Consider the following 13,959-nt stretch of genomic DNA (forward strand, 5'->3'; position numbering starts at 1 on the left):
CATGACACCCATGACAACGACCACCCGTTTCCCGCGCCTTTTGGCCTGCGCCCTCGCGCTGTCGCTGGGCGGCTGCCAGACCTTCGATTTCCTCGGCGGCGGTGACGATGACTCGGAGGTGACTCCGACGGTCGGCAATCGCCAGCCGATCCTGTCGCGCATCGCCACCGAGATCGTCGCCGATCCGGCGCTCGCGAACGTCGCAGTCGTGGTGCCCCCGGCGCAGACCAATGCCAGCTGGGAACAGGCGGGCGGCAACGCGGCCAAGGTCGCCGGGCACGTCACCCTGTCGACCACCCCGGTCCGCGCGTGGAGCGCCGACATTGCCGGAACGACCAAGACCCGCCGCCTGGCCTCCTCGCCGGTCGTGGGCGGAGGGCGCGTCTACGCCGTCGATACCAGCGCCGTGGTCCACGCCTTCGATGCCGCCACCGGCGCGCGGGTATGGCAGCACCGCATCGAGGTGTCGGGCGACCTGGCCGATGCCACCTTCGGCGGCGGCGCGAGTTTCGCGAACGGCCGGGTCTATGCCACCAACGGCGTAGGCGACGTGGTCGCGCTCGATGCTGCCACCGGCGCGCAGATCTGGCGCGTGAAGCCCGGCGGCCCGCTGCGCGGCGCGCCGACCATCGCCTTCAACAATGTCTTCGTGATGACGCAGGACAACCAGATCTTCGCGCTCGGCGCCGACGACGGCGCGGTGAGCTGGCAGCGCGCCGCGGCTTCCGGCCAGCAGGGCGTGTTCGGCGTGGCCGCGCCTGCCGCCGGGCAGGGCACCGTTCTGGCAGGCTTCTCCAGCGGCGAACTGGTCGCCTACCGCTACGAGAACGGGCGCGAGCTGTGGTCGGACGCACTGGCGCGCACCTCCATCTCCACCTCGGTCGGCACGCTGACCGACGTCGATGCCGATCCGATCATCGACCAAGGCCGCGTCTACGCGCTGGGACAGGGCGGACGCATGGCGGCTTACGAGCTGCTGACGGGCCAGCGCATCTGGGAACTGACGCTGGCCGGCATCTCCACCCCTACGGTGATCGGCGAGTGGGTCTTCACCCTGACCGACGATTCGCGCATCCTGGCGATCCAGCGCACCACGGGGCGCATCCGCTGGATGACCCAGCTCGACCAGTGGCGCGATCCCGACGACCGCGAAGGCCCGATCTTCTGGACCGGCCCGGTGCTCGCCAGCAACCGTCTGTGGATCGCCAGTTCGCGCGGCGCGGTGAAGTCGGTCGACGTGATGACCGGCGCGGTCGCCGATCACAGCCAGCTCGACAGCGGCGTATCGCTGCCGCCGGTGGTGGCGAACAACACGATGTACATCCTCGACGACAGCGGGACCATCACCGCCTACCGCTGATCGTCCCGCAACGGGACAGCGGCGAGAGCGCCCGGCGGCGTTAACCCGCCGCTGACGCCTCTCGCGCTAGGGCGGCAGGCGTGACCCGCAACGCCCGATCGAACCCGCCCGCATTGCCGAAAAGCGACGTATCCGGCTGGGTCGGCGCGGTCGGCCTGCTGACGCTGGTCGGCTACATCCTGTTCGCCCGCAACTTTCCCGCCGTGGTCGAGGCCTTCGGCTTCGACGGATCGCGCGGGAGGCTGTCGGGCCCCTATTCGGCGCTGCTGGCGATGGCGCTCACCGGCGTGGCGATGGCGGCATGGTCGGTGCTGGTCGACAAGGTCCACCGCCGCCCCACCACCGGCATCGACTGGAGTCGCCGCAAGCCGGTCACGGAAACACTCGACGTGTCGATCACCAAGCTCGCCGGGCTGTGGGTGACGTGGTTCGCGATCGGCGCCTTTTATTGCCTCGGCCGCTGGTACTGGGACGGGCAATACCTGTTCGCGATGGAGGTGCTGGGCGCCGCCGTGGTGCCGCTGCTCGTGCTGTCGGTGCCCTACGTCGTGTGGCTCGACCGCGTGCTGGTGAACCCGCGCGACCATGCCTGGCACTTCGGCGCCATGCTGATCGGGCGCGAGAGCTATGACGGCGAGCAGGTGAGGAAGCACGCCCGCACCTGGTTCATCAAGGGATTCTTCGGGGCCTTCATGATCTCCATCCTGCCGCCGGGCTTCGCCTCGGTGGTGGAGACCGACTTTGCCGCCATCGCTGCCGATCCGGTACGGCTGGGCACGGCGCTGTTCGAGCTGCTGTTCGTGATCGACGTGCAAATCGGCACGGTCGGCTACCTGCTCACCATGCGCCCGCTCGACGCGCAGATCCGCAGCGGCAATCCCTTCCTCGCCGGCTGGCTGGCGGCGCTCGCCTGCTATCCGCCCTTCAGCTGGGGCGTGCTGGGCAACATCCTCGCCTACGAGACAAATACCGCGGGCTGGGCCTACTGGCTGGGCGATTGGCAGGCGCTGCTGTGGGTGTGGCTGACTTGGCTGGTGTTTCTTACCGCCGTCTATGCCTGGGCGACGATGGCCTTCGGCATACGCTTCTCGAACCTGACCTATCGCGGCGTGCTGACCAACGGCCCCTATCGCTTCACCCGCCACCCGGCCTACCTGTCGAAGAACCTGTTCTGGTGGTCGACGGTCATGCCCTTCCTCGTCACCGGCGGATCGCTGACGGACATGGTGCGCAACACCGTGTTCCTCGCCGTGGTCAGCGGCATCTATTACTGGCGCGCCCGGACGGAGGAGGCGCACCTGCTGCTCGAGGATGAGCGGTACGGCGCCTACCACGCGTGGATGCAGGAGCACGGCGCGGTGACGAGCCGCCTCGCGCGCGTGCTGGTGCGGATCGATCCGCGAAGGCCGGTGCGCCTCCAGCCCGCGGAGTGATCAGGCCCCGGCGTTCCCCGCCACGAAGCACGCCGCCGCCACCAGCGCGCCGGCAAAGCGGTTGGAGCGGAAGCGGGCGAGCGGATTGACCGGGTCCGCCGGGTCGAGTGTCGCCACCTGCCAGGCCAGGTGCAGCGCCGCAGGAGCGAGCGCGAGCAGCGCCAGCGCATCGCCTCGCAGCAGCCAGAAGGCCAGCGCCCACAGGCCTGCCGCCAGCGCGTAGAACAGCGCCACGCCGCCGCGCACGTGGCGGCCCAGCCTCAGGGCGGAGCTGCGGATGCCGACCAGCGCATCGTCCTCGCGGTCCTGCAGGGCGTAGATCGTATCGTATCCCATGCACCAGAAGAAGGCGCCGCCCCACAGCGCGAACATGACGGCCCAGTGGTCGTCGCGCATCTCGGTCCAGCCGACCAGCGCCCCCCAGGTGAAGACCAGCCCCAGCCAGGCCTGTGGCCACCAGGTGATCCGCTTCATAAAGGGATAGGCGGCGACCAGCGCCAGGCTGCCAAGCGCCACCAGCTGCGCCTGCCAGCGCAGTTGCAGCAGCACCACGAGGCCGACGAGGCAAAGCGCCAGCAACCAGCCCCAGGCGGCACGCTTCGTCACCCTGCCGCTCGCCACAGGGCGGCTGGCCGTGCGCGCCACGCGGCGGTCGAGATCGGCATCGACCACGTCGTTGTAGACGCAGCCCGCCCCGCGCATGGCGATCGCGCCGAGCAGCAGCCAGCCGATCAGCGACCATTGGAACCCCGTCCCGCTCAGCCAGACGCCCCAGGCGCAGGGCCAGAACAGCAGCCACCAGCCGATCGGCCGGTCGAACCGCGCCAGCAGCGCATAGTCGCGCATGGGCTGCGGCAGACGCTCGGCGAGGCTGCGGTGCTGGGTGTCGGGGGTGATCGTGTCGGCAGTCATCGTGGGCTTGCCTGTTAGCCGCGCTTCGCCCAAGTGCCTAGCCATGCCCGCGACCCCGGCCTGGCCCCCGCGCTCCGCCCCGCGCCTGTTCGTCGAGCAGACGCTGTCGGCGGGCGCCCGGATCGCTCTCGGTGGCCCGCAGGCACACTATCTCGCGCGCGTGATGCGCGTGGGGGAGGGCGATGCGGTGGTGCTGTGCGACGATGCGACCGGCGAGTGGGCCGCGCGCGTGGTGGAGGCGGGCAAGCGTTCAGTCGTGCTCGAAGCGGCCGAGCGCCTGCGCGCGCGCGAGGAAGTGCCCGACCTGTGGCTGGTCCCGGCGCTGCTCAAGAAGGACCGCTTCCACATGGTGCTGGAAAAGGCGACGGAACTCGGTGCCGCGCGCATCCAGCCCGTCGTCACCCGGCGCTGCGTCGCCGACAAGCTCAACGCCGACCGGGCGCGAACCCTGATGACGGAGGCGGCCGAGCAATGCGCGCGCACGGCGCTCCCCCAACTCGGCGAGCCGGTGAAGCTGGAGGCCCTTCTGCGCGACTGGCCCGCCGGGCGCGCGCTGTTCTTCGCCGACGAGCTGGGCGGTGCGCCCGCTGCCGCCGCCTTTGCCGCCGGTCCGGACAAAGCCGCCGTGCTGATCGGCCCTGAGGGCGGGTTCGACGATGCCGAGCGCGCCATGATCCGCGCCCACCCGCAGGCGCGCGCGGTGTCGCTCGGTCCGCGCATCCTGCGCGGCGAGACGGCGGCGCTGGCCGCGCTCTCGCTGTGGATGGGCACAAGGGGCGACTGGTCGGATGGCGGCACGGATTCGAGTGGCAAATAGCAATCGACCCGCTACAGGTCGGCACATGGAGCAGGGATCATGAGCACCCGCGCGGCCTCCGCCGCAGACGAACCGCGGATCGAGAGCCGCGACCAGCTGGTTGAGCCGATGCAGAAGGGCGAGAAGTCCCCCGAACGCTGGCGCATCGGCACCGAGCACGAGAAGCTCGTCTATCGCACGACGGACCACCGTGCGCCCGGCTACCTGGAACAGGGCGGCATCCGCGACATCCTCCTCGCCATGCGCCAGTTCGGCTGGGAGCCGGTCGAGGAAGCAGGACCGGACGGCCGCGTGGACGTCATCGCCATGTCCGGCAGTGACGGGACGATCAGCCTGGAGCCTGCCGGCCAGCTCGAACTCAGCGGCGCGGCGGTCGAGACCTTGCACCAGACCTGCGCCGAGACCGGCCGCCACCTGACGCAGTGCAAGACCGTGGGCGAGGAGCTGGGCGTCGGTTTCCTCGGCCTCGGGATGTGGCCCGACAAGACCCGCGGCGAACTGCCGGTCATGCCCAAGCAGCGTTACGACATCATGATGCGGCACATGCCGCGAGTCGGAACGCTGGGCCTCGACATGATGCTTCGAACCTGTACCATACAGGTTAATCTCGACTATTCGTCAGAAGCGGATATGGCGAAGAAATTCCGCACCGGGCTGGCGCTGCAACCGCTCGCCACCGCGCTGTTCGCCAATTCGCCTTTCACCGAAGGCAAGCCCAACGGTTTCCTCTCGTACCGCAGCCACATCTGGACCGACACCGACCCGCATCGCACGGGCATGCTGCCCTTCGTGTTCGAGGACGGCTTCGGCTACGAACGCTGGGTCGACTACATGCTCGACGTGCCGATGTATTTCGTCTTCCGCGACGGGAAGTACATCGATGCCGCCGGACACAGCTTCCGCGACTTCCTGCGCGGCGAACTCGCCGTGCTGCCGGGCGAACTGCCCACGCAGTCCGACTGGTGGGACCACCTTTCCACCGCCTTTCCCGAGGTGCGCCTCAAGAGCTTCCTCGAAATGCGCGGTGCCGATGGTGGCCCGTGGAACCGCATCTGCGCGCTGCCCGCGCTGTGGGTCGGCCTGCTCTACGACGATACCGCGCTGGATGCCGCCTGGGATCTCGTCAAGGACTGGTCGATGGACGAGCGCGAGGCCCTGCGCGCCGCCGTGCCCGCGCAGGCGCTCGCCGCGCCGATTCCCGGCGGCGGAACCCTGCGCGACCTCGCGCGCGAGGTGCTCGATATCGCCCACGCCGGCCTCGTCGCGCGCGCGCGGCTCAACTCGATGGGCGACAACGAAAGCGGCTTCCTCGCGCCGCTCCGTCAGATCGTCGACAGCGGCAAGGTGCCGGCGCAGGTCCTGCTCGACAAGTATCACGGCGCTTGGGGAGGCGACATCGCGCGGGTCTACGAAGAAAGCTTCTGACCCTCAGGCGTAGCTGACCACCTCGAATTCGATCCCGTCCCAGTGGAAGAAGTAGAACGTGCGCGGGCCGGGCTCGTACTTGCCGTGGCTGAAGGTTTCGAGCCCCGCATCGCGCACGGCGCGCTCGGCCGCGTCAAGATCGGCCACCTGCAACCCCACGTGATTGAGCGGTCGGCCCTTGGCCTGGCCCGAATGGTCGCCGCCATCGGCCCACAGCGCGAGGTAGTCCTCGTCCGTCCCGACATGGGCGAATTCGCCGCGCGCGCCGTGCATGGCACGAAGGCGCAGATGCCACCCGCACAGGCTCTGGAACAGGGCGATCGAGCGGTCGAGGTCGCTCACGGTGAGATTGACGTGCTCTATCCGGGCGCTCGGGCTTGTCTCTGTCACGATATGAAATCCTTCCAGTAAGGCGTTCCAAACATTGCGAGGATGCCACCACGGGGTTGGCCGCCGCGACTCGCACTTGGTCTTTGTGCAACCTCAAGCTAAGTTGAGGTCAAGCTTTTGTGGAAGAAGGAGGGGAGATGCGATGCAGCCACAGTTCATCGGCATCGGCGAGCTTGCACGGCGCACCGGCGTGGCGGTGTCGGCGCTCCGCTTCTACGAGGACAAGGGGCTGCTCAATCCGCTGCGCACCGGCGGCAACCAGCGCAAGTACCTGCGCGGCGACATCCGCCGGGTCAGCTTCATCCTGATCGCGCAGAAGCTGGGACTGGGTCTGGCGGAGATCGAGGCGCACCTTGCCGAGCTGCCGCTAGGCCGCAATCCGACACTCTCCGACTGGCAGAAGATCAGCCGGGCCATGCGCGGCGCCATCGACGAGAAGATCAACCTCCTCACCCGCACCCGCAACCAGCTCGACCAGTGCATCGGTTGCGGCTGTCTCAGCCTTGCGAAGTGCCAGCTTTACAACAAGGACGACAAGCTGGGTCTGAAGGGCCCGGGACCGCGGGCTGTGCTGGACTAAGATAGTTCCGAAGGGCTGCTCGGAAGCTCTTGTAAAAGAACGGCAAATCGGCTTAGGAACGGCTTCGCGACATGTCGTGGGGGTGAGGGCAGGCAATGCGATTGAAATTGCTGCGAGATGGTCCGCGAATCCCCAGTCTCGTGCTGTTCGCGTTGTTCGCCATCAGCCTAGTGGGTGGCATCGCGACCGTGCTCGTCAACATTTCTGCCGAGCGGCGCGAGCGTGCGCAGGTGCAGCTGACCAGCGACATCCTCTTCGCCCTGCGCCAGGGTGGCCGCGCCCTGATCGATGCCGAGACCGGGCAGCGTGGTTATGTCATCACCGGCGATCCCGACTACCTTGCGCCCTATCACACCGGCAGCCGCGATTTTCCGCTGGCGATGGAGCGGCTCGAAGGGCTGATGGGCCCCGTCGCCACGCCTCGCCAGCGTGAGCTGCTGGACACCATGCAGCGCCTCGGCGATGCCAAGCTGGCGGAAATGTCGCAGACCATCGATCTGGTCGAGAGCGGTCGCAATACGGATGCGCAGCGCTTGATCGAGACCGATCGGGGGCGCGCCGATATGGTCGGCTTCCGCAATGCCATCGGCGAGCTGGAGGCGATCGAGCGTGATATTCTCGCCGATGCCACCAAGGCCGCGCTGGCGACCGAAAACCGCATCGTGCCGGTGCTGATCGCGCTACTCGTCACCATGCTGGCGGCACTGGCGCTGGGTCTGTGGCAGATCTTTCGCACCGCCCGCGCCGAGGCGGAGGCGCGCACGGCGCAATCGCTTTCGGAGGCGAGAGACCGGGCCGACCTGCTCTCGCGCGAGCTCAATCACCGGGTGAAGAACATCTTTGCCGTTGTGCAGGCCATCGTGCGGATGTCGCTGCGGGGCGAGAGCGACACGGCCGCGGCGGCGAACAAGATCAGCGAGCGGATCAATGCCCTGTCGATCGCCCATTCCGTCACGCAGGGGCAGCTGGAAACCCCGGTCGCCCGGCTTGAGGACCTCATCCGCACGGCCGTCGCGCCTTATGTGACCGAGGCGACGAAACTCTCGCTGTCCGGTCCAGAGGTGGAGGTGGTGGCCCGGCAGGTTACTCCGCTCGGACTGATCCTGCACGAGCTGGTGACCAATTGCGTCAAGTATGGCGCCTGGTCGGAACTGGGCGGCAGCCTCGACATCAGCTGGCGCGTGCCGGTGCCGGAGGATCGCTGCGTCGAACTTGACTGGATCGAAAGCGGTGTCGGCCAGGCGGGCGCTGCCGACGCACCGGGCGAGAGTGGCTTCGGGACGAGGATGATAGATGCCTCCATCCGCCAGCTCGAAGGCCGGATCGAGCGCGAGTTCACCGACCGCGGCCTGCAGATGCACATGATCTTTGCCGTGCGCCCGGAGCTTGTACGGGCCTGACGCAGCTCTTCGCGCTACTCCGCCGCCAGCGCCTCGGCTTCGCCCAGATCCACGCTGACGAGGCGACTGACGCCCTTTTCCACCATCGTCACGCCGAACAGGCGGTGCATCCGGCTCATGGTGACGGCATTGTGGGTGACGATGAGGTAGCGCGTCTGGGTTTCGCGCACCATGCTGTCGAGCAGGTCGCAAAAGCGCTCGATATTGGCATCGTCGAGCGGCGCGTCGACCTCGTCTAGCACGCAGATTGGTGCCGGATTGGTTAGGAACAGCGCGAAGATCAGCGCGGTTGCGGTTAGCGCCTGCTCGCCGCCCGAAAGCAGGCTGAGCGATTGCAGCCGCTTGCCCGGCGGCTGCGCAAAGATTTCCAGCCCGGCCTCCAGCGGGTCGTCGCTGTCGATCATGGCAAGATGCGCCTGGCCGCCTTCGAACAGGCGAGTGAACAGGCGGCGGAAGTGGCCGTCGACCTCCTCGAACGCGGCACGCAGCCGCTCGCGGCCTTCGCGGTTCAGGCTGCCAATCGAATGACGCAGGCGATTGACCGCCTCGGCAAGCTCCGCCTGCTCCTCGGCGCTGGCGCCGTGCTGTTGCTCGATCTTCGCCAGTTCGTCGGCGGCGACGAGGTTGACCGGGCCGATCCGCTCGCGGCTGTTGACGAGGCGGTCCATCTCCTCGCCTTCGAGACCGTGGTTGCGCACCGCCGCATCGTCGAAGTCGAAGCGGCCGGGCAGCAGCGGGGGCGGGCACTGAAATCGCTCGCCGGAAATGCGCGCCATCTCCTCGCGCCGCTGCTCCTCGTTCTCTGCCCGCGCGGCAAGCGTCGCGCGCTGCTCGCGCGTGGTGGAGAGCGCCTCGTTGAGGTCGGCCAGCGCCTTGTCGGCCTCGCGCGACTGCTCGGTCGCCTCGGCCACGTCGGCCTCGGCCTTGCGCAGGTCCTCGCCGAGCCGGGCGCGCACAGCTTCGCCACCCTCGATCTCGCGCAGCAACCCCTGCGGCTTGGCGGCGACAACGGCGCGTTCCTCGGCGATTTCCTCGAAACGCGCGGTCATGCCTGCGAGGCGGGTGGCGGCATCGCCCGCGCGCGCTTCCCAGCCCTTGATGTCGGCGCGCTGGGTCGCGACCCGCTCGCGCAGGACGGCAAGCGACTGGTCATGGGTGGAGAGCGCGGCGAGCGCGGCCTGCACGCCCTCGCGCTTGGCCGTGTGCCGGGTCCGCGCGGCTCCGAGCGCGGCGCGCCCTGCCTCCGGATCGGGCAGGGCGTCGCGCTTGCTCCTGGCGGCGGCGAGTTCCGCTTCCGCCGCTTCGCGCTGGCCCGCGTGCTCGGCCAAGGCGGCGGCAAGCACGTCGCGTCGCTCCGCCAGCCTCTCACGCCGCGCCTCGGCCTGGTCGAGCGCGCGCAGGGCATGGCGCTCGGCCTCCGCCGCCGCATCCAGCGCCCGGTCGCGGACGACGAGATCCTGTTGCAATGTCCTCAGCGCGTCCTGCGCCTCGCCCTGCGCCGTCTCGGCAGCCTGAGCCGCATAGCGCAGGTCGGGGAGCTGGTTCGCAAGGTCGGCAAAGCGATTGTCCGCCTCCAGACGGGCCGCCTCCGCCGCGCCTTCGCCGCGCGCCACGAAGCCGTCCCACCGCCGCAGCGCGCCCTCGCGGGTGACCAGCCACTCGCCGGAAGCGAGCGTGCGCCCGTCATCCTCGTCGACGACGTGGACGAGCGCCAGGCGGGCGGCGAGCTCCGCCGGAATGTCGCGCAGGTGGTGGGCCAGGCTGTCCGCCACCGGCTTGGGCGGCTCTGACCCTGTCCAGTACCGCCCCTCTCCGGTCCCTTGCGGAGCGCCGAGCGGTGCCTTTGCATCGCGCCCCAGCACAGCGGCGAGGGCGCGTTCGTAGCCGCGTTCCGCCGCCACGCGGTCGAGCGCCACGGGCAGTCCCCGCCGCCCCGCCTGCTGCCGCTCGCGCGCCTCCCGGTCGCGCTTCAGCGCCTGGTATTCGCGCTCCACGCCCGCCAGTTCGGCCCGCGCGGAAGAAAGTGCCGCCGCCGCCTCGTCACGCGCCGCGGTGAGAGTGTCCTTGCGCGCGCGCTCTGCCTCGATCTCGCCGCGCAGGGCGGCCAGCCGTTTGCCCGCCGCCGCGACCGCCTGCCGGGCTTCCGCCACCTCTGCCTCGGGATCGCTTTCGTCCGCGAGCGCCGCCTGCTGGTCGGCCACGCGCCGCGCCTCGCCGTCCAGCCGCGCCAGCCGCGCCTCGGCCTGCGTCACCTCGGCCTCGGCCACGCGCCATTCCGCCTCGACCCCGGCGTTCTCGGCCGTGGCATTGGCGAGCGCCAGTTCCGCCGCACGGCCCGCGCGCTCGGCCGCCTCCAGCGCACGTTCGAGCTCGGGGCGTTTCGCCTCGTCCTGCGCCAGCGTGCGCTCGCCTTGGGCCAGCGCGGCGCTCAGATCCTTCATCGCCTGCGCCGCGTCGCGCGTCATGCGGTCGGCATCGACGCGGTCTTCCTCCAGCCGCGCGTGCTGCCGGTCGAGATCGCGCAGCCGCTGCTCCGCCGCCTCGAGCTGGCTGGCGAGCGCGGCCATGCGGTGCCCGTGGGCGGAGGCATCGTCGCGGCGGTCGGCGAGCTCGTCGCGCAGCTCTGCCAGCTTCGCCGCCAGAGCGTGCTGCGCCGCCTGCGCCCGCTTCGCCAGTTCCTGCGCCTCTGCAACCTTTTCGTCCGCCGCCTTCGCCTCGGCCCGCGCCGCCTCCGCGGCCGCCGCGGCGTCGCGCCAGCGGGCGAACAGCAGCCGCGCCTCGGCCACGCGGATCTGGTCGGACAGCGCCTTGTAGCGTTCGGCCTGTTTGGCCTGCCGCCGCAGCGAAGCGATCTGCGTGTCGAGCCCTGCCATCAGGTCCTCGAGCCGCTCGAGGTTCTTCTCGGTGCTGCGCAGTTTCAGTTCGGCATCGCGCCGCCGCACGTGCAGACCGGCGATGCCCGCCGCCTCTTCCAGCATCATGCGCCGCTCGGTCGGCTTGGCGGCGATGACCTGCGCGATCTTGCCTTGGCTGACGAGCGCTGGGCTGTGCGCGCCGGTGGCGGCATCGGCGAAGATCAGCGAGACGTCCTTGGCCCGCACGTCCCGACCGTTGACGCGGTAGGCGCTGCCCGCGCCGCGCTCGATCCGGCGCACCACGTCGAGCTCGTCGCCGCCGTCGTCCCGCGCGTGGAGCACCACCTCGGCGAAATCGCGCGGCGGGCGGGTGGCGGTGCCTGCGAAGATCACGTCTTCCATCCCGCCCGAGCGCATGGACTTCGGACTGTTCTCGCCCATCACCCAGCGGATCGCCTCGAGCAGGTTGGACTTGCCGCAGCCGTTGGGGCCGACGACGCCCGTCAGCCCCGGCTCGATGCGCAGTTCGGCGGGCTCGACGAAGCTCTTGAAGCCGCTCAGCCTGAGCTTGCGGAACTCCATCGCTGCGCCGCCCCCTCTCAGGCCCTATTCGTCGCGCGCGCCGGCGCGTTGCAGGGCGGCCTCGACGCCCGCCCAGCTGCTCTCGTCGATCTGGCGGCCGTTGAGGAAGAAGGTCGGCGTGCGGTTGACGTTGTCGGCCTCGGCTGCGGCCGTGGTCTTGTCCGACAGCGCCTGTGCGGCATTGAAGTCGGCGAGGCAGGTGGCGGCCTGGTCCTTGCTGATGCCGCGCGCGGCGAAGAAGTCGAGCGTGCCCGCGGTGTCGGCAAGCGCGACGAGGCGTTGGCCTTCGGGCAGGGCGTTCGCCTGTTCGAGCGCCGCGCCGTTGGTGGTGTCGAACGGCGGGCTGCCCGCCATCATCGACTGCCAGATCTGATCGGCCAGTGGCACCGCCGAGGTCACCGCGCCGCATTCGAGCAGACGCGACATCACGAGATCGGGCACGCCGTGGATCATGAAGGTGCGGAATTCGTAGCTGACCCGGCCGGTGTCGACGTATTCGCGGTGCAGGGCTTCCGACCCGTCGACCGAGAATTGGCCGCAGGCGGGGCAGGTGAGCGAGCCGTATTCGATCAGCTTGATCGGCGCGTCGGGGTTGCCGACCTGCCAGCCACCGGCCTCGGTCCGCACGGCCTGTTCCGACCACGTGCTGCCCGCGGGTGCCGGCACGGCAGCCACCGGCTCTCCGGCAAGGACCGCCTCGTCGTCGGCTTCGTCACCGCAGGCGGCGAGCGCCAGCGCCAGCGGCGCGGCGATGAGGGCGAGGGTAAGGCGGCGCGAACGGCTCATGGCAGAAGTCTTCCCGTAGTCAGGCGAACCCCGAGACTAACCGCACGGCGGCGGGTGAGCAAAGCGCCGCGGGTCCGCGTGACGGCGCTTTTGCACAGGCTTATGCCCTATTGCGTGGGGGCGAGGGCCATCTCGCGCGTGGCGGCGAGCACCTGGCTGAGCTGCGGCCAGCTGTGCACGCCGTCGAGCAGCGAGCCGTTGAGCACGAAGCTGGGCGTGCCCTGCACGCCGAATTCGGCGGCGTTGGCCTCCGACTGTTCAACGATCCGCTCGGCCCGCGCCTGGTCGGTCAGGCAGGCATCGAGCTGGGAGCGCGACAGGCCGCGCGGCTCCATCATCTCGTAAAAATCGAGGTCGGAGGCGATGGCCCGCATCCGCGATCCCCAGTCCCCCGCCGCCCAGCGCGCCTGCTGCGCCTGCGAAAGCGCGCGGCCGCGGCCCATCCATTCGTCCTGCGTATTCAGGAACATCCGGTGGTTTTCGTAGAACGCGTCCTCCGGCCCGCATTCGGCGCTAAGCGCGGCGGCAATGTCCACGATGTTGCGGATGAGATGGCGCACCTCGACCCCGGCCTGACCTTCGTGGACGTAGACGTAGCGCAGCTCCGCCTCGCTCTCGGCCTCGAAATGCGCGCAGTGGGGGCAGGTGTAGCTGACGTATTCGATCAGCTGGATATCGGCATCGGGATTACCGATGCGGTGGCCGGTGGCCGTGCGCTCGTACGTCGCGTTCCAGTTCTGCGCCGCGGCGGGGGCGGCAGCCAGCCCGCACAGGGCGGCGGCGAGGGCTGCTGACAGCCAGGTCTTCATTTCGCTTCGTCCTCTTCCTGCGCGACAGCGCGGGCCAGTGATTCGAGCACCGTGCGCAATTCGGGATCGCCGATATCGCGCAAGCCTTCGCCAAGGTCCATCGGAATGGGCTTGAGCGAGGGCGGCGGCACGCGCCTTTCCGTGGATGACGGCGGCTTAACGCTGCCTTGCCGCATCTTCACCCGGGCTATGGCCCTGTAGCCGAAGAAGCGGTTCACCCGCTCGATGATCTCGGGGATGACGTGCTGGATCAGCGGGGCGTGGGCCGGCAGCACCACGAGCTGGAGGATGCCGTCCGACTTTTCGCCCGGCGGAAAGCGGATCGATTCCGGCATGCAGACGCGGGCGTGGGCCGCGCCGACGATCTCGGGCCAGCGGGTGACGACGCTCGACTGCACGAAGCCGAAGCGGCGAAAGGCGGCGCGGCCGATCTGCGGGACGAGGTCGGCGACGGGCAGGGCCGGGCCGCCGCGCGGGCGCTCGTAGGGCTTGGCCTTGGCTTTGGCCTTGCCCTTTGCGCGCGCGGTGGCGGGCGGGGTCTTCCCCGGTTTCTCGGATTCGTCGCGTTCCATGAGCCGTGCCGCCATGCCATAGCCGGGCCGTGCCCGCT

General features: G+C 69.5%; 12 protein-coding genes. 6 read left to right on the plus strand and 6 right to left on the minus strand.

Annotated elements, in window-relative coordinates; all coding sequences use genetic code 11:
* Window positions 1-10: 10 nt before the first annotated feature.
* Both AAW00_RS00675 and AAW00_RS00680 read left to right on the plus strand, forming a co-directional pair.
* Window positions 11-1,360, plus strand: coding sequence for a PQQ-binding-like beta-propeller repeat protein (locus AAW00_RS00675; protein WP_479370964.1), 1,350 nt, complete (start codon window positions 11-13; stop codon window positions 1,358-1,360).
* A gap of 80 nt (window positions 1,361-1,440) precedes the next feature.
* Window positions 1,441-2,793, plus strand: a complete 1,353-nt coding sequence (locus tag AAW00_RS00680) for a methyltransferase family protein (RefSeq protein WP_241461597.1) — start codon at window positions 1,441-1,443, stop codon at window positions 2,791-2,793.
* On the opposite strand, the gene ubiA is transcribed toward AAW00_RS00680, so the two are convergent.
* A complete protein-coding gene (ubiA, locus tag AAW00_RS00685) occupies window positions 2,794-3,705 on the minus strand; it encodes a 4-hydroxybenzoate octaprenyltransferase (RefSeq protein WP_047002451.1) in 912 nt (303 codons plus the stop codon).
* 43 nt (window positions 3,706-3,748) lie between these two features.
* On the opposite strand from ubiA, the gene AAW00_RS00690 reads away from it, so the two are divergent.
* Window positions 3,749-4,522, plus strand: a complete 774-nt coding sequence (locus tag AAW00_RS00690; RefSeq protein ID WP_047002452.1) for a 16S rRNA (uracil(1498)-N(3))-methyltransferase — start codon at window positions 3,749-3,751, stop codon at window positions 4,520-4,522.
* A gap of 39 nt (window positions 4,523-4,561) precedes the next feature.
* A complete protein-coding gene (locus AAW00_RS00695) occupies window positions 4,562-5,947 on the plus strand; it encodes a glutamate--cysteine ligase (protein WP_047002453.1) in 1,386 nt (461 codons plus the stop codon).
* 3 nt (window positions 5,948-5,950) lie between these two features.
* Here the strand turns inward: AAW00_RS00695 and AAW00_RS00700 are convergent, their stop codons facing one another.
* Window positions 5,951-6,337, minus strand: coding sequence for a VOC family protein (locus tag AAW00_RS00700; RefSeq protein ID WP_052761698.1), 387 nt, complete (start codon window positions 6,335-6,337; stop codon window positions 5,951-5,953).
* A 142-nt stretch (window positions 6,338-6,479) separates the two neighbouring features.
* On the opposite strand from AAW00_RS00700, the gene soxR reads away from it, so the two are divergent.
* Together soxR and AAW00_RS00710 are read left to right on the plus strand one after the other, a co-directional pair.
* A complete protein-coding gene (gene soxR, locus AAW00_RS00705; protein WP_047002455.1) occupies window positions 6,480-6,917 on the plus strand; it encodes a redox-sensitive transcriptional activator SoxR in 438 nt (145 codons plus the stop codon).
* A gap of 140 nt (window positions 6,918-7,057) precedes the next feature.
* Window positions 7,058-8,317: a CHASE3 domain-containing protein gene (locus AAW00_RS00710; RefSeq protein WP_052761699.1), complete on the plus strand. Its 1,260-nt coding sequence runs from the start codon at window positions 7,058-7,060 to the stop codon at window positions 8,315-8,317.
* A 14-nt stretch (window positions 8,318-8,331) separates the two neighbouring features.
* On the opposite strand, the gene AAW00_RS00715 is transcribed toward AAW00_RS00710, so the two are convergent.
* From AAW00_RS00715 to AAW00_RS00730, 4 genes are all read right to left on the minus strand, one after another.
* On the minus strand, window positions 8,332-11,754 hold the full coding sequence (locus AAW00_RS00715) for a chromosome segregation SMC family protein (RefSeq protein ID WP_047002456.1): 3,423 nt from the start codon (window positions 11,752-11,754) through the stop codon (window positions 8,332-8,334).
* A gap of 24 nt (window positions 11,755-11,778) precedes the next feature.
* A complete protein-coding gene (locus AAW00_RS00720; RefSeq protein ID WP_047002457.1) occupies window positions 11,779-12,540 on the minus strand; it encodes a thioredoxin domain-containing protein in 762 nt (253 codons plus the stop codon).
* 107 nt (window positions 12,541-12,647) lie between these two features.
* On the minus strand, window positions 12,648-13,349 hold the full coding sequence (locus tag AAW00_RS00725; protein ID WP_047002458.1) for a DsbA family protein: 702 nt from the start codon (window positions 13,347-13,349) through the stop codon (window positions 12,648-12,650).
* Window positions 13,346-13,936 (minus strand): DUF721 domain-containing protein, encoded by a 591-nt coding sequence (locus AAW00_RS00730; protein ID WP_420911606.1) that lies wholly within the window; start codon window positions 13,934-13,936, stop codon window positions 13,346-13,348. The genes AAW00_RS00725 and AAW00_RS00730 overlap by 4 nt, the downstream gene beginning before the upstream one ends.
* Between the last annotated feature and the right edge of the window lie 23 nt (window positions 13,937-13,959).

The sequence above is a fragment of the Aurantiacibacter luteus genome (assembly GCF_001010945.1).
Taxonomy (GTDB): domain Bacteria; phylum Pseudomonadota; class Alphaproteobacteria; order Sphingomonadales; family Sphingomonadaceae; genus Alteraurantiacibacter; species Alteraurantiacibacter luteus.

Excerpts from the sequence above, each read along its gene's own strand:
- AAW00_RS00675 (WP_479370964.1), top strand. The coding sequence starts at position 11 with ATGACAACGACCACCCGTTTCCCGCGCCTTTTGGCCTGCGCCCTCGCG.
- ubiA (WP_047002451.1), bottom strand. The coding sequence starts at position 3,705 with ATGACTGCCGACACGATCACCCCCGACACCCAGCACCGCAGCCTCGCC.
- AAW00_RS00690 (WP_047002452.1), top strand. The coding sequence starts at position 3,749 with ATGCCCGCGACCCCGGCCTGGCCCCCGCGCTCCGCCCCGCGCCTGTTC.
- AAW00_RS00695 (WP_047002453.1), top strand. The coding sequence starts at position 4,562 with ATGAGCACCCGCGCGGCCTCCGCCGCAGACGAACCGCGGATCGAGAGC.
- soxR (WP_047002455.1), top strand. The coding sequence starts at position 6,480 with ATGCAGCCACAGTTCATCGGCATCGGCGAGCTTGCACGGCGCACCGGC.
- AAW00_RS00715 (WP_047002456.1), bottom strand. The coding sequence starts at position 11,754 with ATGGAGTTCCGCAAGCTCAGGCTGAGCGGCTTCAAGAGCTTCGTCGAG.
- AAW00_RS00720 (WP_047002457.1), bottom strand. The coding sequence starts at position 12,540 with ATGAGCCGTTCGCGCCGCCTTACCCTCGCCCTCATCGCCGCGCCGCTG.
- AAW00_RS00725 (WP_047002458.1), bottom strand. The coding sequence starts at position 13,349 with ATGAAGACCTGGCTGTCAGCAGCCCTCGCCGCCGCCCTGTGCGGGCTG.
- AAW00_RS00730 (WP_420911606.1), bottom strand. The coding sequence starts at position 13,936 with ATGGCGGCACGGCTCATGGAACGCGACGAATCCGAGAAACCGGGGAAG.